Annotated in this window: 24 protein-coding genes; 1 reads left to right on the forward strand and 23 read right to left on the reverse strand. The window is 35.9% G+C overall.

Annotated features, from left to right (window positions below; all coding sequences use genetic code 11):
- Positions 1-6: 6 nt before the first annotated feature.
- Positions 7-468 carry a hypothetical protein gene (locus ACL9RH_RS09295; protein WP_422693085.1) on the forward strand — a complete coding sequence of 154 codons (462 nt, stop codon included), beginning with the start codon at positions 7-9 and terminating at the stop codon, positions 466-468.
- 96 nt (positions 469-564) lie between these two features.
- Here ACL9RH_RS09295 and ACL9RH_RS09300 read toward each other — a convergent pair whose 3' ends face one another.
- From ACL9RH_RS09300 to ACL9RH_RS09410, 23 genes are all read right to left on the reverse strand, one after another.
- Positions 565-915, reverse strand: coding sequence for an ArsC/Spx/MgsR family protein (locus ACL9RH_RS09300; RefSeq protein ID WP_422693086.1), 351 nt, complete (start codon positions 913-915; stop codon positions 565-567).
- An 88-nt stretch (positions 916-1,003) separates the two neighbouring features.
- The gene (locus tag ACL9RH_RS09305; RefSeq protein ID WP_315033920.1) at positions 1,004-1,618 is read right to left on the reverse strand and encodes a deoxynucleoside kinase; all 615 of its coding nucleotides are present in this window, start codon (positions 1,616-1,618) and stop codon (positions 1,004-1,006) included.
- Between the two features lie 24 nt (positions 1,619-1,642).
- On the reverse strand, positions 1,643-2,581 hold the full coding sequence (locus ACL9RH_RS09310) for a hypothetical protein (protein ID WP_422693087.1): 939 nt from the start codon (positions 2,579-2,581) through the stop codon (positions 1,643-1,645).
- A gap of 148 nt (positions 2,582-2,729) precedes the next feature.
- Positions 2,730-3,767 carry a glutaminyl-peptide cyclotransferase gene (locus tag ACL9RH_RS09315; protein ID WP_422693088.1) on the reverse strand — a complete coding sequence of 346 codons (1,038 nt, stop codon included), beginning with the start codon at positions 3,765-3,767 and terminating at the stop codon, positions 2,730-2,732.
- 88 nt (positions 3,768-3,855) lie between these two features.
- Positions 3,856-4,878 (reverse strand): glutaminyl-peptide cyclotransferase, encoded by a 1,023-nt coding sequence (locus tag ACL9RH_RS09320; protein ID WP_422693089.1) that lies wholly within the window; start codon positions 4,876-4,878, stop codon positions 3,856-3,858.
- Between the two features lie 35 nt (positions 4,879-4,913).
- Positions 4,914-5,300, reverse strand: a complete 387-nt coding sequence (locus tag ACL9RH_RS09325) for a VOC family protein (protein WP_422693090.1) — start codon at positions 5,298-5,300, stop codon at positions 4,914-4,916.
- Complete coding sequence (locus ACL9RH_RS09330) at positions 5,297-5,803, reverse strand: GNAT family N-acetyltransferase (protein ID WP_422693091.1); 507 nt, start codon at positions 5,801-5,803, stop codon at positions 5,297-5,299. The genes ACL9RH_RS09325 and ACL9RH_RS09330 overlap by 4 nt, the downstream gene beginning before the upstream one ends.
- A 3-nt stretch (positions 5,804-5,806) precedes the next feature.
- Complete coding sequence (locus ACL9RH_RS09335; RefSeq protein WP_422693092.1) at positions 5,807-6,232, reverse strand: SRPBCC family protein; 426 nt, start codon at positions 6,230-6,232, stop codon at positions 5,807-5,809.
- 62 nt (positions 6,233-6,294) lie between these two features.
- On the reverse strand, positions 6,295-7,908 hold the full coding sequence (locus ACL9RH_RS09340) for a Na+/H+ antiporter (protein ID WP_422693093.1): 1,614 nt from the start codon (positions 7,906-7,908) through the stop codon (positions 6,295-6,297).
- A 113-nt stretch (positions 7,909-8,021) separates the two neighbouring features.
- Positions 8,022-9,026: a bestrophin family protein gene (locus ACL9RH_RS09345; RefSeq protein ID WP_422693094.1), complete on the reverse strand. Its 1,005-nt coding sequence runs from the start codon at positions 9,024-9,026 to the stop codon at positions 8,022-8,024.
- Between the two features lie 77 nt (positions 9,027-9,103).
- Positions 9,104-9,781: a DUF2490 domain-containing protein gene (locus tag ACL9RH_RS09350; RefSeq protein WP_422693095.1), complete on the reverse strand. Its 678-nt coding sequence runs from the start codon at positions 9,779-9,781 to the stop codon at positions 9,104-9,106.
- Positions 9,782-9,925: 144 nt separating this feature from the next.
- Positions 9,926-10,318 (reverse strand): DUF1398 domain-containing protein, encoded by a 393-nt coding sequence (locus tag ACL9RH_RS09355; RefSeq protein ID WP_422693096.1) that lies wholly within the window; start codon positions 10,316-10,318, stop codon positions 9,926-9,928.
- A 169-nt stretch (positions 10,319-10,487) separates the two neighbouring features.
- Complete coding sequence (locus ACL9RH_RS09360) at positions 10,488-11,174, reverse strand: response regulator (protein WP_422693097.1); 687 nt, start codon at positions 11,172-11,174, stop codon at positions 10,488-10,490.
- Positions 11,175-11,185: 11 nt separating this feature from the next.
- Positions 11,186-11,962, reverse strand: coding sequence for a sensor histidine kinase (locus tag ACL9RH_RS09365; RefSeq protein WP_422693098.1), 777 nt, complete (start codon positions 11,960-11,962; stop codon positions 11,186-11,188).
- Between the two features lie 21 nt (positions 11,963-11,983).
- Positions 11,984-12,616, reverse strand: coding sequence for a hypothetical protein (locus ACL9RH_RS09370; protein ID WP_422693099.1), 633 nt, complete (start codon positions 12,614-12,616; stop codon positions 11,984-11,986).
- A gap of 19 nt (positions 12,617-12,635) precedes the next feature.
- Positions 12,636-12,962 (reverse strand): hypothetical protein, encoded by a 327-nt coding sequence (locus ACL9RH_RS09375; protein ID WP_422693100.1) that lies wholly within the window; start codon positions 12,960-12,962, stop codon positions 12,636-12,638.
- Positions 12,963-13,377: 415 nt separating this feature from the next.
- Complete coding sequence (locus tag ACL9RH_RS09380; RefSeq protein ID WP_422693101.1) at positions 13,378-13,827, reverse strand: VOC family protein; 450 nt, start codon at positions 13,825-13,827, stop codon at positions 13,378-13,380.
- A 50-nt stretch (positions 13,828-13,877) separates the two neighbouring features.
- A complete protein-coding gene (locus ACL9RH_RS09385) occupies positions 13,878-14,249 on the reverse strand; it encodes a VOC family protein (RefSeq protein ID WP_422693102.1) in 372 nt (123 codons plus the stop codon).
- 38 nt (positions 14,250-14,287) lie between these two features.
- Positions 14,288-14,758 carry a hypothetical protein gene (locus ACL9RH_RS09390; protein WP_422693103.1) on the reverse strand — a complete coding sequence of 157 codons (471 nt, stop codon included), beginning with the start codon at positions 14,756-14,758 and terminating at the stop codon, positions 14,288-14,290.
- Between the two features lie 12 nt (positions 14,759-14,770).
- The gene (locus ACL9RH_RS09395) at positions 14,771-15,226 is read right to left on the reverse strand and encodes a DUF1569 domain-containing protein (RefSeq protein WP_422693104.1); all 456 of its coding nucleotides are present in this window, start codon (positions 15,224-15,226) and stop codon (positions 14,771-14,773) included.
- Positions 15,227-15,402: 176 nt separating this feature from the next.
- Entirely contained in the window at positions 15,403-16,614 is a 1,212-nt protein-coding gene (locus ACL9RH_RS09400; protein WP_422693105.1) for an ABC transporter permease, read from the reverse strand.
- A gap of 61 nt (positions 16,615-16,675) precedes the next feature.
- A complete protein-coding gene (locus tag ACL9RH_RS09405) occupies positions 16,676-17,632 on the reverse strand; it encodes an HlyD family secretion protein (protein ID WP_422693106.1) in 957 nt (318 codons plus the stop codon).
- Positions 17,633-17,643: 11 nt separating this feature from the next.
- Positions 17,644-19,062 (reverse strand): TolC family protein, encoded by a 1,419-nt coding sequence (locus ACL9RH_RS09410; RefSeq protein WP_422693107.1) that lies wholly within the window; start codon positions 19,060-19,062, stop codon positions 17,644-17,646.
- Positions 19,063-19,264: the final 202 nt, after the last annotated feature.

The raw sequence follows: 19,264 nt of genomic DNA on the forward strand, positions 1-19,264 counted from the left end.
AATTCAATGAAAACACATTTTATCATAATTAATATTATTACAATTTTATCAACTAGAAGTTGTTTAAATCAAAATAAAAACATCACAAATAGTAAAAATTTAACAAAAATAACAAAGCAGCAAAAAATCGAAAAGATTGAATTAACAGAAAGAACGCGGGGAACCAACCGGAGTGTCGTTTATACCCCGAACCTTATTATCGCTACATTAAATGGAGATTCAACCCAGACGGCTATGTCACTTTCTGAATGGGAGAATATTTCCAAGCAGGCAGAGACCCTGGATTTATCTAAAATATCAGATATTAAGTCTCCCACTACCGGCAGATATAGCGATCGGGCTTTAGCTACTACTATTATTATTACATCTAATGGAGTTACCTATACCTCTGCCAGTTTTGATTCTGGCATTCCACCAAAAGAACTTGAAGCATTATACAATAGTTTGCAAAAGCCAAAAGAAAAATAAAACTTTCAAATAAAAAATAAAACGAAAAAATATATAACGCTATATAAAAACGAAAAAACCGCTCTGCTTGGAGCGGTTTTCTTATAATTTGTAACTTTACTTTTCAATAAAGAATTTTACATTTTCAAGGGGTCTTCCCAACATAGCGACTGAACCTTTCACCAGAATTGGTCTTTGTATCAGGGAAGGATTTTCAGATAGAATTTTAATCCATTCTTCTTCGGAATAATTCTTATCTGCATAGTTTTCGGTATACAGCTTGTCCATCTTCCGGATAATATGAAAAACACTTTGATTCAACTTCTTCAAAACTGTTTTGATCTCTAAAATACTTAACGGATCTTCCATGATATTAATAATCTCAAAAGGCACTCCGTTTTCATCAAGATACTCTAATACAGCATTTGATTTTGAACAGTTTCCGTTATGTAAAACTTTGACTAACATTTTTAATTATTTTAAGAAATTAAACTTGCCTTCAACAAATGTAAGAAGATTAATTCTGAACCGTTCTTAATATTCTGATAAATGTTTGTTAAAACAATCCGTGAAGTTCCGCTTCAATTTTTTCGAGAATCAATCCGAAATCTTCAGGTTTTTCAACAAAATCAAGGTCGTCTACTTCAATGATCAGAAGTTTTCCTTCTGTATAATTGGAGATCCATTTTTCATATTTCTGATTCAGTTTTGAAAGATATTCAATACTGATAGACGCTTCATATTCACGTCCTCTTTTGTAGATTTTTTTTACAAGATTAGGAACGTCTGATTTTAAATAGATCAAAAGATCAGGAGCCGAAACAAAAGACTTCATCAGATCAAAAACAGACGAGTAATTATTGAAATCTCTGTCTGAAAGAAGATTCATATCATTTAAGTTTTCTGCAAAAATATGGGCATCTTCATAAATGGTACGGTCCTGAATAATGTTTTTACCACTTTCTCTGATTTCTTTTACCTGGCGGAATCTGCTTCCCAGGAAGTACACCTGCAGTGCAAAACTCCACTTGCTCATATCCGAATAAAAATCCTCCAGATAAGGATTATGATCTACATCTTCAAATTGTGCATCCCATCCGTAATGCTTGGAAAGCATGGTGGTCAACGTTGTTTTTCCCGCTCCAATGTTTCCTGTAACTGCAATGTGCATATTCTTTTTCCTTGTATTTACTGATTAATTGATAAGCTTTTCCAGGCCTTCAGTCTGAACTTCGGAAGCGGTTTCAATCAATTTTTCTAAAGTATTGTCTGAAGACTTCTCTGTTTTTATTTCTCCCTGATTTTCCTGAGGTTTTTCAGTAGGTTCCGGTTGAAAATCCAGCTGTTTTTGCCTTTTGGCTTTTTCTATTTTTTCAAGGCTGTAAAGATAGAGTTTGTTCGCCTTGATTTCAAAATAAGAAAGGATGTTTTTATCCACAATTTGTGCATCCTGGTCATCGAAGATTATCGATATTCCTTTTTCAGGAATGTATTTTGAAATGGAGTTATTGGAGATTACCAAGATATTATCGTTCTCTCTTCTGAACCTTTTTCCATTATCTATGGGAGCTTCAAAGAGTTTTTCAAATTTAAGGCTGTATATTCTGATATGTTTTCTGGTGAGAATATAGACTTTCCCCTCATATACTAAAAGATCCATCAAATCTTCGAAGCTGACATCAAAAGGATATGAATTGATCGTTGTATCGTTTCTGAAGTTATACTGTATCAGACGCTTCGTACTGTCATCTAAAAGCCACATTTGCTGAAGATCTTCGGCATAAGCCATTCTGATAAACCCAAATTTCTGCTTGAAATCTACCCGTTGAATCTCGTTCATATTTTGATCTACGAATTTCATTTCCTGAGCATTTTCTGAAAAAAGAGGGACGTTAAGCGGATTCTGAACAGTTTGCACTTTATAAGGAACCGTAAGCATCATCTGCCCGATCTGTTTTCCTAGAGAATCATATTTTGTAAGACTAAAGTCTTTATTTTTATAGATATACAGATTTCCGTAGTCGTCGGCCAACATATCTTTGGCTTCCTTCAGTTTCAAAGTATCTAAAGGAATGATATTCTGTCCGAATGTTGTACAGAAAAGGAAAAAAAATAGTATGTTTAAAAACTTCACTCTGCTTTTTTAATGTGTTCAATATACTGAAAAATAATTTCATCCAAAAGGACATTAAAGCTAATCATCTCATCTTTAATATTCGTTAAAATAAAAACTAAAATCAGCGAATGTCTCTCAGATATTTTGCCAGTTGATGGATGGATTACTAAAACTGAATTTCGTAGATCTTAGGCCATTTTTTACCTGTTATCAGCATATTTTCACCCTTAAAGGCAATTCCGTTTAATACATTTTCGCTGTCGCCACGGTTATTTTCTTTAGTGATTTGTGTAAAGTCAAATTTCCCTACCACTTCACCTGTTGCAGGATTGATTTTTAACACAAAAGGTTTGTGCCACACATTTGAATAAATGAACCCGTTATGATATTCCAATTCATTCAGCTGATCATAGGTTTGAGAACTTCCCGCTACAGAAACAGTCTTTACGACTTTTGAAGGATCTGTAACATCCAGAAAATAGAGATTTTTTGAACCATCTGTAGCTATAAGATTTTTCCCGTCATAAGTTAATCCCCAACCCTCTCCTATGATGTTAGGCAAAGGAAATTCGGAAAGCTTTTCCAACGTATTTTTATCATATATAAGTCCAATTTTGTTCTTATACGTAAGCTGATAAATTTTATCTCCCACAATAGTACAGCCTTCGGAGAAGATTTTAGCAGGCTGTTTTTTAACCAATGAAGGTACTTTTGCTCCTACTGTATACTTTATAAGCTGAGAAGATCCTTCGATCCCGTCACTTTCATACACGGTATTTCCTTCTACCACAAATCCTTCGATAAAATTATTCCTGTCGTGCAGATATTGTGCTACAATTTTATAGGGAATATTCTGTTCCGGATTTTTTATAAATACGTTGATGGTAGCATCCTGATTCAAGGTTTCTCCATTTTTCGTTTTAATTTCAAAGATGACATTATTGTCTCCCAGACTGAAAAAATTAGGATCTATGATTAAACTGGAGGTTTCTTTGTCTTCCAGATTGATGGTAATAGATTCTGCATTATCTGTCACTTCTTTGGGAAGCTCCAGTTTATCCCCGAAATGATATCCTTTTGCTTCTTTTGCGTTGTTGTGATCTGCTAATACGTCCAGCATTTTTTCATTCTTATTGCATGACATCAGGAGAAGAATATTGGCCAGACCTGTTATTATATTGAGTTTTACAATGTTTCTTATCATTTTTCAAAAATACTAAAATTTAATCCTTACAATGAAAATAGCGTCCACTAAGGAACGCTATTTTATATCTGTATTGTATTATTTTCTATTATTTGATCTGAACTTCATAGATTTTCGGCCAGTTTTTACCTGTAACCAGCATATTTTCACCTTTAAAAGCAATTCCGTTTAATACATCATCACTTCCTTTGGTATTCTGTTTTGCAATTTCTGTGAAATCGAATGTTCCAACCACTTCTCCTGTGGCAGGGTTGATTTTTAAGATAATCGGCTTTTGCCATACGTTGGCATAAATGAATCCGTTGTGGTATTCCAGTTCGTTCAGCTGATCATAAGCCTGAGAACTTCCGGCTACAGCGATATATTTCACGACTTTTGAAGGATCATTTACATCAAGGAAATACAATAGTTTACTTCCATCTGATGCAATCAGGTTCTTTCCGTCATACGTTAATCCCCAACCTTCCCCTAAAACGTTTGGATAAGGAAATTCAGAAAGGAGTTTTAAAGAACTTTTATCATAAATGTATCCTTTTTTGCTTTGCCATGTCAGCTGGTACACTTTATCTCCCACAATGGTACTTCCTTCAGAAAAGTCTTCCTGAGCCTGTTTTGTAGAAGCCAGTGGTGTAGTGGTTCCCAGTGTATATTTTAAGATCTGTGAAGATCCGTTCTGGCCATCACTTTCATAGATTGTGTTGCCTTCAATCTGAAATCCCTGTACAAAGTTTTTAGGGTCGTGAGGATATTCTGCAATAATCTGGTACGCAACATTTTTCTCAGGATTTTTTGCAAATACATTGATGGTGGCATCCTGATTCAACACTTCCCCCCCTTTTGTTTTCACATTAAATGTCACTGCATTATCTCCCAATGTAAAAAACTTAGGATCAATCGTTAAATTGTTTGTTTCCTTATCTCCAAAGCTTATGGTTACACTTTCTGCATTATCAGTTACTTCTTTTGGAAGTTCCAATTTATCCCCGAAATGATATCCTTTTGCTTCCATCGAAGTATTATAAGTACTCAGCGTATTAAGAATCTCTTTATCCTTATTACAAGATACCAGTAATACAATGGCTGCAAAACCTACTATTATATTTTTTTTCATTGACTTTCTAAATATTTCCCCAAAAATAGCAAATTTTATTCCGTATTGCCAATATTATCGACGGTTTCCCCAAATTGCAGGATATAACCGTTGTTATCATAGATTGCAAATTCTCTCATTCCCCATTCAAAGGTTTCGATTTCATAGCAGATTTTAGCTTTTGTTTTAAGGTCTTCCCAAAGTTTATCCACTGTTTCTACATTGAAATAAAATGATCCTGAAAAGCCGATTCCAGAAGTTTTTTCATGCTGATTGGGCTGTGAAAGCATAATAAATACCTCATCTTTTTGAAGGGAAGCCCACTGCCAGTCGTCGTTTTTCATCAGCAAGGTAAAGCCAAGAATATGGGTATAAAATTCGATGGTTTCCTCCAGATTTTCTGTCCAGAAAATAGGCCGTAATCCTGTAAACTTTGTCATCATGATTGTAGTTCAAAAGTATTTTTATGGATTTTCATATTAAGGCTAATCCATGTTTCTTCATCAATTTTAACTTCACTCTTCACGTTAGGATCGAAGGTAAAACCTACTTTTTTATAGCATTCAATGGCACCGATATTCCAGTCGTAGACATTGAGCTCTGCTGCTTTTTTATCGAAATGGGTAAAACCGTACTTCAGAAGTTCCTGCATTACTTTTTTACCATATCCTTTACCTCTGTTGTTTTCATCCCAAATAAGAATTCTTCCGAGGAGAAATGTCTCTTCCTTTAAAAAGATTTGCGCATGTCCTATGGTATTCTGATGGGTTTGATCTATGATTTTGAATAATGTTCTGCCCCTGTCCGACAGGTCTTTTTCCAACTGAATTTCTGTAAGGGGAAAATGATACTTGGGCCCTGCAAACTGAAGAAGCATTTTAGCATCTTTTACTTGAGAGATGAGCATTGGAGCATCCTGAATGGTAAAAAACTGTAATTCAATCATAACCTATTTTTCTAAATATTCTTTTAAACTTTGACCGATAATGGTGTTCCAGCCTCCTGTAAAATTTTCCATTGAGAAGCCATCACCAAGATCTTTAAAGTTTTCAATTTCTTCGTGAGTTAATCTGACCAAGGTTATATCGTTCTCGAGTACCAATTCCCACGTGACCATCGTTTTCAAATCTGAAAAATCGGGATAGGACCAGGTATGCTTTAATTTCTTGTTTGGGATTATTTCTACAATTTCACATTGATGATGGTATTTATTTTCTCCGCCCGGTTCATAAAAATTAAATACCTTCCCTACTTCCAAATCAAAATCCAGAATATCAAAGTACCAGAATTTCATTTCAGACTTATTTGTTAATGCATTCCAAACCTTATTGGCTGGAGCATTTATTGTATACTGAACAATGATTGGATCACTCATCGTATTGATTTAATATATTTTAATTTCTCAATCCTGTTAAGGATTTTTCTTGGTTTAAAGAATTATCCATGTGAAAATCCAGTGATCTTAGCTTCATCAAAATCCAACTGCATTTCAATGGTTCTCATCACATGATCGTCAAAGATTTTCTCTTTTTTCATTCTGTGCAGCTCGTTTCTCTGAGCCTGAATAACCTGACGCAATACATCTTTATTTTGATTAATGGCTGTAACATAATCTCCGGTAGACGCCATACATTGGGCTTTATCTGCCATCAGCATCATTTCATTTTCAAGTTTATGTTTTTGGTGACGTACCAGGCTATTGGTAACGGTCAGCTCAGAAAAGTCGTTTTCCAATTTATGTAGAGCTGTTTCTTTTAACTTACGCATCAGAATTACTTCCTGTTTTTCTTCCGGCAATTCACTTCCGGCATCCTGAATGTTCAACAGTTTCAGGATTGGACTTAGTAATAACCCTTGCCCTACCAAAGTGATCAATATGATAACGAAAGTTACGAATAAAATGATATTTCGGTGTGGAAATGCGTCTCCATTCGGTAAAAATGCAGGAATAGACAATGCGGCCGCTAAAGAAACTACTCCTCTCATCGCTGCAAAACTAATAATGAAGGGTTCCCTCCAATCTGGCTTGGGAACTTTTAATCTTAATTCTTTGGAACAAACTCTGGGGAAATACATTAAGGCATAACTGTACAATATTCTTGTTCCGATGATTGCTCCGCCAATCACAACGCTGTAGAATATTCCTTCAGAAATAGTATAGTCTTTCAATCCTTCCACAACAATAGGAAGCTCCAGACCTATAAGGATGAAAATAATGGTATTCATTAAAAATATCAGAACACTCCATACGTTCCCCGACTGAATCCTTGAGGTATGACTTAAATAACAATGGGAGTTGTAAGACATCAGCAATCCTCCTGAAACCACCGCCAGTACTCCTGAAAAATGAAAATGCTCGGCTCCCACATACATAATATACGGTACGATAAGGGTAATAATGGTATCTATGTTGGAATTGGTTGGGATAATTCTCAATAAAGCTCCAAACAGAAAGCCTACGGCAACTCCTATAGCAATTCCGCCAATAGCCATCGTAAAGAAGTCCTGAACAGCATCTCTCCAGATAAACTGTCCTGAAATAACTGCTGCAAGAGCGAATTTAAAAACAATTAAACTGGAAGCATCATTGATCAAACTTTCTCCTTCCAAAATACTTGTGATTTTTTTAGGAATTTTCATATGCTTCAACACCGAAGTTGCAGCTACGGCATCCGGTGGCGAATTTACTCCTCCCAACAGGAATCCCATGGCTACAGTAAGCCCCGGAATGATTGAGGAAGAAAGGTAAGCCACTACAATGGAAGTCAGAAATACCAAACCGAAAGCCATAGAAAAAATCTGCTTTCTCCATTTGTGAAAATCCTGCCATGAAGTAAACCAGGCTGCTTCAAATAAGATAGGAGGCAGAAAAATAAGGAAAACCAGATCCGGTTCTATTTCTATACGCGGCATTCCGGGAATAAAGCTTATGAGCAATCCTGCAATCACCAGAAAAATAGGATAAGCCACTTTCAGTTTCTGCCCGATCATCACTAATATCATTACAGACAGTAAGACGACAATGGATATGATAACATAGCTGTGAATCATTTTGATATTGTTTTTTTAAGTGTTGTTTTTAAGGTAGTTCTTGATAAAACGTGTTTGAATACTTTATTTTTAGTTAAATCTCATAGGTTTAATATTGTCTTTATGTTGAGTTTTTAAAGCACAATATTATTTTTTGGAGTGATCGCCGGCGGAAGTTCTGATTCATCCAGCATATCTCTCATATCTATTTCAATTGTTCGGCTGATCTGGGTAATCGGGACATCGTTCGGGCTTCCTTCAAAAGGGTTGACAGAAGCTTCTCCTACACTGTCAAGAGTATGAAAGCACCATGTTACCAATATTGAAAAAGGAATATTAAACCACAGCGTCCAACCTTCTACCATTGTTCCTTCTCCCAGTTTATCAAATTCCTTCAACAATCCGAAAGGAACGAAAATGATGAATAAAAGTAAAAGATAAGTCGTAATAGAAGAAAAGTTCCTTGGGTAAGGAAAGTTTTTAATTCGCTCTGCTTTCCCTTGATTATCAGTAAATTTCACAAGCTGCTGATTGATCTGCGTCCATTGAAAATCATTAATTTCTCCTTTCCCATAAGCTTCGGACAGCTGTTTGCTTTGGGCTGCCATCAACTGTGTAGCCCTGTTTTTTTTGCTTAGAATATACTTAAGTTCATCCTCAGAAAGGTATTTTTCTAATTCTTCATCCAGTTTTGTAAGTCTTTCCGGAATATCATATTTCTTTGAATATTCATCAAACTGAACAGTTCCCATATTTTCCCAAGCTCTGGGCTCACGAAGCTGGAACCTTAGCGCAGTAAGCCATGCATAATGACGCAGAAACATTTGATTTACTTTATCCGAATCCTTTGAAATAAGCGCATCACGAAGAATGTATCCAAAACTTCGGCTATCATTAATGATGGCTCCATAGATCTGCCTTGCTTCCCACAATCTGCTGTAGCTGGCATTGTTTTTAAATCCTACAATGAAAGCGACCGCGGTTCCCATGATAGCGATAGGCTGCCATGGCACGGAAAGAAACTTCCAACCCCAAAAGTACAGAACTGTTGGAATTGCGGATAATAATGTAAGTGCATAGATGCTTCGCCTTGTCCATACTATGAACTCGCGCGCTCCAAATCTTTTCCCTGAATGCATATGTGTTTATATATAAATGATATTTTATAAAATTACGATTTCATTTTTCATCCCGGCATTCAGTAAAAAAAGAATTACTAATTTCGGGTAAATGGTATGTTGTTATAAAAGCCAATCTGAATCTGACCACGGTTTCTGTTTTCCTGAATTTGATTCATATATCCGGCTTCTATTCTCATATTTTTATTGATGACATATCCTAATGCGCCATACACTCGGTTCCTGTCGAAAACCGGGCTGTTGAAATGAAGAAATATTTCATTATACACTGAAGCATATAGTGTTTTGGGCAACATTTCTTTTTGAGTAATGGGAATATTGAACCCAAGCATATATCGGAACCTCATTCTGAAATCATCTTCCAGAAAGCGTTCTTCCAAACGATAACGGTGCTGAATATGAAATCTTCCGAATTTCTGTTTTGTGATATATTGCTGGAAAATTCTGTGTTCAATATTTTCTTTCTTTTCTCCATTTACGTAAGGTTGGCTTAGGATAAAACCATACCCCAATAAAATATTATTATTGTTTTCGGTAAGGTCATATCCTACTCCTGTGCGGATGAGAAGCTGCTCCAAATCACCAATAGCATCAAAGTTTCTGTACTGAATTTCATTATGCCAATTCAGTTTTTTACTGATCTTATTATTTCCAAAGTACATATACCAGGCACCAAGATCATTTTTCTGCGCAAATGTTAAGAGGGAGCTTAATCCAAATACCGTAAAAGCCAACTTCGTAAAAACCTTTCTCATGTTTATTAATTACTATTATCTATCGTTTTTAACAAAATTAATAATTTAAATCAATAATAACAAACAAATATTAAGGTGAATTTGAAAGGGGTTTTAGCAACAAGTCATTTTAAATGTGTTACTTCATAAAATTTTGACACTCTGTTATCCCGGAATGTGCTCAACAAGGATATCTTCTCCTTTTTGATCAAAATAAGTACACTTCATTTCAGCCAGGTTGATTCTCCAGCCAACAATTCCGTTTGCTGCACAGTCATTGCAAAATGTAATGTAATCTGTACCGCCTTGCTGATGAAGTTTTAATCTTGCTTTGAAAGTGTCGAGATCTACATCATGAGAAATGGTCAAAAGATCGTACTTGCTTCCGGTATGAACAGATTGGTTATCTGCATTGAAATATTCTGTATTACCATCAGCTACATAAGCTGTGTAATGAGAAACACCCAGGTCTTTAATATCCTGGATATACTGTGGGAAATCTGCACCACTTTTTACTTTTTGATGTGCTGCTTTGATGTTTTCGATTGTAAATTTCATTCTTTTGTATTTTTCTGTTAATTAATTGTCAAAACTAATACTATTTTTATCAGAAAACACAAAAAAGTCACTTATATTTTGTCCAAGCGCCCAATAAAAGATCTAAAATTAGAAAGCATATAAATATTCAGATTTTGAACTTGTGCGAAAAGCACATCAATGAAATTCACTAAAATCTATCTTTTAAATAATTGGTATCTACAATTTTACTTTCTATAGCGAATACTACCAAACCAGCAGTATTTTTAGCTCCTGTTTTTAGAAGAAGACTGTTGCGATGCCCTTCCACCGTTCTCGAACTTATAAAAAGCTGATCAGCAATTTCGAAGGTACTGTATTGTTTACAGATCAGCTCCAATACTTCTTTCTCCCGTTTTGAGATATGATTGGCATCAAAAATACTGGAAATCTTCTTTTTAGGTTCTGTAAGGTTCTGATGAAGTGCCTCCATTACTTCAACATTATAGAAAAAGCCTTTTTGATATACTTCTCTTATGGCATTCAACAGTTCTGCAGGACTGGAGTTTTTCTTGAGGAAAGAGCAGGCTCCCGACTGGATCATGTTGACAACAAAGGCTTTTGTATTATAACTGGTAAGCGCAATAATCTTGATCTGAGGATATTTAACATGAATCTGCTTAGTAGCTTCTACTCCATTGATTTCCGGCATATTAAGATCCATTAAAATAATATCCGGAAGGTCTTCGAGGATTGTAAGGGCATCCAGCAGTTCTTTTCCGTTGCTGAAATCACTCACAAGCTCAATATCTTTTTCTCTCTGTATCAGCAGTGAGATTCCCTGACGAAAGAGGGCTTCATCATCTACCGTTATGACACGGATTGTCTCTTTTTCCATCTTATAATCATTTAAAATGTAAATTCTACGGTGATCCCTTTATTGGTTTCACTTTCCATCTTCAGTGTACCGTTGATCAGTTCCACCCGGCTTCTGATATTCCGAAGGCCTAGTCCACCTTTCAACGTCTGTTCATCAAGGCTAAATCCTTTACCATCATCTTTATAAATACAGGTATTTTTTCCATCTTTTCCTATAAATGCTATCTGAATATGGCTACTTTCACCATGTTTTATAGAGTTATTGATCAATTCCTGAAGGATCCTAAAGATATGCAAATTTTTTTCTTCCTCTGCTTTGGCAAAATACAAACTATTGGAATAGGAAACCTGTATGGTTTTGGAGAGGTTAATTTCTGAGCAAAGAGCATCTATAGCAGCATGCAGTCCAAATTTTTCTAAAATAGGAGGAAGCAGATCATGAGAAATCTGTCGGGCACTTTCTGCCGTTTTATTGACGAGATGGATAATTTTATTTTTCAGGTCATTATATTCTTCTCTTTCCAGATTATCAAAATCCAGAAGATGGATATGTAAAGAAACTACACTGAGTTTCGAGCTGATGTCATCGTGCAGGTCCTGAGCAATACGTAACCGCTCTTTTTCCTGAGCACCAATAATAGCATGGGTAAGGTCTTTCTCATACCGAATTTCCAGTTCCTTTTTCTGAATAAGGTTTCTCGTTATTTTCTTGTTGGAAAAATAATAAAACAGAATTAGGGTAATGGCCAGTAAAGTAAACGCCAAAAAGGTGTACACAATAGTGGAAATAATAGCATTCTCATTCATCTTGTAAAATCATAACAGTAATTACACATTTTTTTTACGGGAAGAAAGATATTCTGTGAAAATAAAAATCTGATATACAATAAACATAACGACATTCAGAACCCATATTTCTTTATGCAGCTGGCTATTCATTACTGTATAAAGGTTTCCGGAAAGGAATATCACGGTACTGCTTATAAGGTACAGCAAAAGTCCCAGGCTTATATAGTTGTATTTCTTCTGGGCGTCCAGTGTATTATATAAATGAAACAATGCCAGAATAATGATGGAATAAGACGTGACAAAAATTTCAAATAAATTAAAAACATAATATTTTTCAGGATACATAATATACTGTATAACAAGAACCGCCGGAATAATCGCTAAAAGGAAACGGGCTGTTTTCTTTTGATAAGTTTCCGTCAAAATTTCATGAAAAAATAACCCCAACAACAGGAACTGGCCTATCAGATAATAATGGGAGAAAAAGAGGTTATTGATCTTCTGATAGTTTAATACGTAGAATACAACTTCACATATTAACAACCAGGCCAGATAACTTATAAAAAATGTATAGGCCCTTCCGGAACCGAAAAAGCCTATACAGTATACTACCAAATTAATCAGCAGGATGCCTTTTCCAACTAGCGATAATATTTCAATCCAATGATCCAATAATCCTTAGCTTTTGGAATTATCTTTCCCACCATCTATTTAAGGAACATACACTTGGGCAAGGTGTTGTCATATCATATACATAATAGCCTTTTGCATAGTCTACCATATCATTTCCTGAAGCATCAACGCCTACTAAAAGAAATTTAAATTCTCCTTCGTCGGTAATTGCGTTATACCCTCTATATTCCGTAAACCCTGTATCTTTCATGAAGATATCGTTCACATCCTGAGCAGGAATTAAGTTAGCTTTTATTGATGCTCCGGGAATATCTTTTCTCCCTTGCCAGTTTGCAATCCATGTTTGAGCCTGATCCAGTGTTACTGCATGTTTTGGTAAATCCATAGTTTTTAGTTTTTTATTTATATAATAGTTTTATTATGAATACTGTTAATAACAACACACACAATTTAGGAAAAAACACATTATACCGCCAAAATAAATGTATTTTATTTTCAACCTCACAGAATCTTTCTTTTTCTTTTCCAAAATTAGGATAATAACACCATCAGATATTGCGTATTTCTACGGGTTTTCCAATTTGGCATTTAATACGCTGTCCTTCCTTTTCGGCTCTTTGCTTTAGACAACATTTTACCCAAAATACTGTTTGAGTGTTCATTTGCTTTCCGTACTATTTTGAGAATTGTAAGATCGTTAAAAGAATTAAAACATCAGAAAACATCCATCATCAGCTATAGTATAAAAAAAACCGACAGCTATCTGTCGGTTTTTAAGTATTTTGAATATCCTTCTGTTTTTACGGATGCTGCTGCATTTTCGCAGGATCATCATAGTTCACCATCCAGTTGATTCCAAACTGATCTGAAAACATTCCGAAATAAGCGCCCCAAAACGTATCGGCCATTGGCATGGTTACCTGTCCGCCAGCAGAAAGACCATTGAACAGTTTATCAGCTTCTTCTTTAGATTCTGCATTGATAGAAACGGAAAAATTATTCCCGGCCTGAAAGTGAGAAGCCCATTCTCCTCCTGTATCACTACCCATCAATACGGTTTCTTTAGAAATCGGGAGCGTTACGTGCATGATTTTATCTTTATCCTCTTCGGGCGTTTCTTTTCCTTCCATTGGAGGCATTTCTCCAAAAGTACCCATATAAGGATATTCTCCACCGAAAACTGATTTATAGAAGTCGAAAGCTTGTCTACAATTTCCGTTGAACGTTAAATAAACATTTACTGTTGCCATGATTGTTTTTTATAAGTTAAGTTTTTTATTGAATGTTATATCAGATCTTTTTATCTATGCTGATCGATCAAAATCATATTCCCATCCGGATCTTTCAGATACATATGTTCAGGACCTGAAGTGGTTTCGTCGGCTTCTTTTTCAATGTCAACTCCATTTTCTTTTAAATGCTTCTGAATCACACGTACATCATCGAAAGATTCAAGATTCTGCGCATTTTCATCCCATCCTGGATTGAAAGTAAGCATATTGCCATCAAACATTGCCTGAAAAAGACCTATCAGCGTGGATCCGTTTTTCATAATCAGATAATTCTGTTCGGTATTTCCGGCCATGGTTGTAAAGCCAAGTTTTTCGTAAAAGTCTTTAGATTTCTGCAGATCTTTCACACTTAAGCTGATTGAAAATGCTCCTAATTTCATATAGTTTTATTGGGTTTATTGTAAGATTTGGATGATGATTATTGATTTTTAAGACGGGTTTTAAATTCCAGGGTTCCGTCATAACTTTTCCAGTCGCCAACCAATTCAATATACTCGCCTTGTATCTTTTCTGCTTTTCGGTCCCATTTGAAATTGTACACCAATTTTCCTTTCAGCAGCCCTGAATGTTTTCCTTTATTTTCTTCTGCCAGTTCATACTCTCCGAATACCGTTCCCTGTTTCTTGGCATCTTTATACTTTGAAATGATAATCTTGCCTTCGAATTTTGCATAATTAGCATCTACAAGAGTATATCCCGAAACAAAATATTCCTGATCATTCTTCTTGTTCTGTTCGGCAGTATTGATTTTAAGCTTAAACTCCTGACCTTTGCTTCCGATTGTTCCTATATAAGGTTTGCTTTTGTTCAGCCATACATTTGAAATATCCGGCATCTGGCCCACGACGAAATGAGCCGCAAAAATAAAGAGTAATAAAAGTTTTTTCATATTGTGAGGGGTTTAAACGCCAAATTGGGATAAATGGTGATTCAGGTGCTTTGCAAACATATTATTCCATTCCTGAGCTTTTAATTTTCCAAAGGAAAAGGATTCTTTACCATCGAAAGCATCTGCTCCCAACTGCTGAGTTTTCTGAATGAAACCGATAAGTCTTGTTTTTTCTTCGTGGAAGTTTTTTCTTCCCGTTACCAAAAACTGAGGGGAAGTAGGGGAATCTCTGGGATATGCTTTCTCTCCCACCACCTTAGGTTTTACAAAAGTCTTTAAGATAAATTTTGCGATAGATCCCGGCTTTTTATGTTTTTCAGGTTCAAAAACCATTTCATACGTGATACAACAGTGCGCCAACATCTGGTCTACCGTCATTTTTCCCCATAAACCATGGGTATCTTCTACAAGCTTGTTGATTCTATCTATATATCTTTGAGCATCTTTTGCTTCAAATACATTTTCCATATTCTTTCTATTTTCTAACAGACAAATATATCAGTTTTTTTGTTTGATTTTATAGCCTGATAAAATTTCATTCAGGATTTGAAGATAGAAGCAAAAGGATCTTTCCCATGTATTTAAAAGAAAGATATAATGGTAAAAAACCAAGGATAAAGTGAATATTTTTCGCTTTCACATTTTTATTCTGCAATCTTTTTCTCAGACGTTTCTTCCAAAGTAATTTCCTGTGATGAAGCTTTTTTGAAGATCAGCCAAAGTTTAATTTTCAAAGCAATCCAACCTAAAATGGCATAAATAATTAAAAGAATACTCAAATGCTTCAGATAAGGAAAAGTAAGTTCTACAGATCCTTTTTGAATCAGCAAAATTTTAAAAGCCTGCAAAAAAGGTGTCAACGGAATAATATTAGCAATAAACTGTACAAAAGCAGGCATCGCACTTAGTGGCCAGGTAAATCCACTGATAATGAAAGCCGGTGAAGCAATAACCATCAAAATCTGTGTAGCCTTTAACGCATCCGGAATAAGAATACTGACAAGCACTCCCAAAAATGAAGCGGAACCTACAAATACCGCCGTAAGAAGGATAAAATTCACTATTCCTTCCGGCATAGGAACCCTGAAAATCATATGCATAAAGTAATAAACGCTGACGATAAGAATAGAAAATACCCAAATCGGAATTACTTTAATTAACATGGTAGGAAAAGCCCACTTTTTCATACTACGGTATTCTTTCACAAAGGACCCTCTTTCAAACTCTGCGGCAAAACTTACAGCCATTGCCAATAGAATGACCTGTTGCAGAACCACCGCCAGCATCGCCGGCCACATAAAGATAAGATAGTTCCCCGTTGTATTGAAAAGCGTTATATAATTGGCTTTGAAAGGCTCATATTGTGTAGCCGCTTTTGCAGCTGGCATGCCTGCTTTTTGAAGTGCTTTTATGGAAGCCCCTGCAGAAAATGTCCCTATGGTAAGCTGAAGAGCTTTGGAGGCAAAATTAGCTGTTAGAACGTTTCCGGTATTGATGTAAACATTCAGTTCCGGGTATTTTTTCTGGAGCATATCTCCTTCAAATCTTGAGGGGATAATCACCACTCCGGCTGCTTCATGTTTAATCACCTCATCTTTTATGCTCAGCGGTTCCTGAAGGTATCTGATAATTTTGATACTTTTATTATCCTCCAACATCTCTGTCAGTTGATTAGATAAAGGTGTATTATCCCTATCGATCAACAATACAGGTGTATTTTCAACTTTTCCGCTTTTATAAACAAACCCCAGCAAGGTTGCATAAAAGACCGGTGCCAAAAAGAACACCGTCCTCAAGGTAGAATTGCCAATAAAAAGTTTGAACTCACGTTTTAAAAGACGGAAAAATTCTTTCATCTGTTTATTTTTATATTTTTAACGGAAAGGGAATGAATATTTCTGCCCTTGCCATTTCATATTATTTCAAGATTACATTTGCATTAACCAGGATGTTTTTAGCCTTGTTCATATCTTTTGGCTTTACTTTGATCTCATAAATCGCATCCTGAAGCTGATAATCCGGATAAGCGGTTGTAATATCTGCGTATTTTGTCAATTGTTTGATGTACACAATATTTCCTACCAGATTTTCTTTATTATAAACAACCTGCATATTCACATCCTGCCCTTTTTTATATTTTGAGATTGCACTTTCCGGAATAGTAAATCTGAAATAGGTACTTTCGGGAATATATCCGTTGAATAAAGCAAATCCGGCCGTTGCCAGTTCTCCGGTATTCAGGCTGATGGTTTCTATTTCCATATTGTTGGTAGCAATGATATATCTTTCAGAATAGGCTACGTTGGCTTCCTGTAAAGCACCTTTAGCCTGAGATGCCTGCCCTGCCGCCATTTCTACTTTCTCGAAACGGGTTCCTTTTGTGACATCATCCAATTCTGCAACAACGGCATCATACTGGGCTTTAGCTCCCTGAAGTTTTGCATAAATCTCATCATGAGCCTGTGGAGACATTAAGCTGTCGCGGAACATATTATTGGCTCTTTTATAAGATTTTTGGGCAAATTCATACTGTTCTTTCAACCCTTTGTATTTTGCTCGTAACTGTTTCATTTGATCTGCTGTGGCACCGTTTTTTGCCATTTGCTCCTGGGCTGTAGCGGCATTCACGGCTCCCTGGGCTTGTGCTATTTTCGCGGAAACTTCCGGTACATCAAGCTGGGCCAGGGTATCCCCTTTTTTTACTGTCTGTCCTTCGGCGACATATATTTTTATGATTCTTCCGGTAACTTTAGGAGCAAAGGAGATGACATCCTTTTTGGTTTTTCCTTCAGGTTCCGTGATCTTTTCATTTTTCTTGTCACAGCTTCCCAGTATCAACAGAGCAGCAAAGAGTATAGATATATTTTTAGGCATCATTTTCAATTTTAAGGGATTAAATAAAGTTTGGTGATATCCAGCTCCTGGGTAGATCTCATAAGTTCTATCCCTGCTCTTCTCTGGTTAAAAATTGCGTTCTGATATTCAAGCTCGGCAGCTTCCAGATCATTTTCTGCATCAATGAGCTGTGAGGACTTGCTCATCCCATATCTGAATTCTTTTTCAGCCTGCACCAAAGCACTTTTTGCCAGTTCTTTTTCTTTAGCCTTTAATGTGATCTGAGCAGAAGCAATGTTATAATTGGTTTGGTTGTTGGCCAGATTCAGGGTGAGCTTTTTTAAAGCATCTTCTTTCTGGTTCTGCAATACTTCTTTTCCAACTTTGGCGGTTTCTTCGGCATGTTTTCCTTCTTTTCCGTCAAAGATTTCCCACTTGAATCCAACTCCTGCTGTAATCAGGGGAAGCACGTTGATATTATTAGGTCTCCAATCCAGTTTTTTGCCTTCATATCCAAGCAAAGGAACGGCTGGAATTATGTTTTCAGAGCTTGTGATACGGTTTCCGTAAAGACCGATATAATAGGCGGATGCCATTAACTGTACTTTAGGAATCATCCATGTTTTTTCGGCTTTGATCTTATAATCTGCTGCAGTAATTCCGTGATCTAACGCCCGGATCTCTGCTCTCTGTTCTATTCCTTTTTCTGCGGCAAGAAGTTCTACAGGTGATAAGACAGGATCAATCATTCTAAGACGTTCTCTGTTGATTCCCGTTAAAATATAGAGTTGGGTAAGGAGAAGTTCTTTTTTTCCTTCGTATTCTATTACTTTGGCATTTAAAGTGGCCTGGGCCAATTCTATTTTCTTGTGATCGTAAGGAGTGATCAATCCGTAGCCCAATGCTTTATCGGCTGTCTTTTTATTAATATCCAGTCTTTTTGTACTTTCATCCAGAACTTTTTTGGATTGATGAATCAATGCCAGCTGATCATAAGCTTTGGAAATAGTAGCCACTACTTCGTCTTTTGTTTTTTCCAGCAAGATGTCTTCAGACTTTTTCTTTTCTTCAACGGCTTTTTTCAGGTATTTAACCTTTCCTCCGGAATAGAGAAGCATTTTGGCATCGGCTTTTGCAATACCGGAAAACCCTGATACATTGAAATTGTTATTAAAAGCACCTTCCGGAATATTGATAAAGGGAGCGAGGTTAATTTCCGGCGAGGTTAATCTTGCCGTTCCATTGAGATACCCGGCTTTTCCACTCAGTTCAAGAGTAGGTAAGAAAATATCCTTTAGCTTATGTTCATCAAGGTCGGTAAGTTTATTTTGGGTAATCTGCATTTTGAGATCCGAATCTCGAACCATGGCGCTGTCTAAAAGTTCCTTAAAATCAGGAGCAGACTGTGACCAGCCCAACGCAGGGAAAGCCAAAAAACTAAACGTAAAAATCAATAAATTGTTTTTCATGGCTTATGTTTATAACAAATATAATGCAAAAAATGTTAAAATACTTAAAGATAATTCTACAATACAGTGAATTTAAAGTATGTTTAAAATATGTTTAAGTTAAAAACCTTCACAAACAAAGTTTTGGCAAAAGTGTTTAATTGTTAATTAAAAACTAAAAAATCTTAAAAAAAATAATAACTCCACTTTTCACACTTCCCTT

Source organism: Chryseobacterium sp. Mn2064 (assembly GCF_049319685.1).
GTDB lineage: Bacteria > Bacteroidota > Bacteroidia > Flavobacteriales > Weeksellaceae > Chryseobacterium.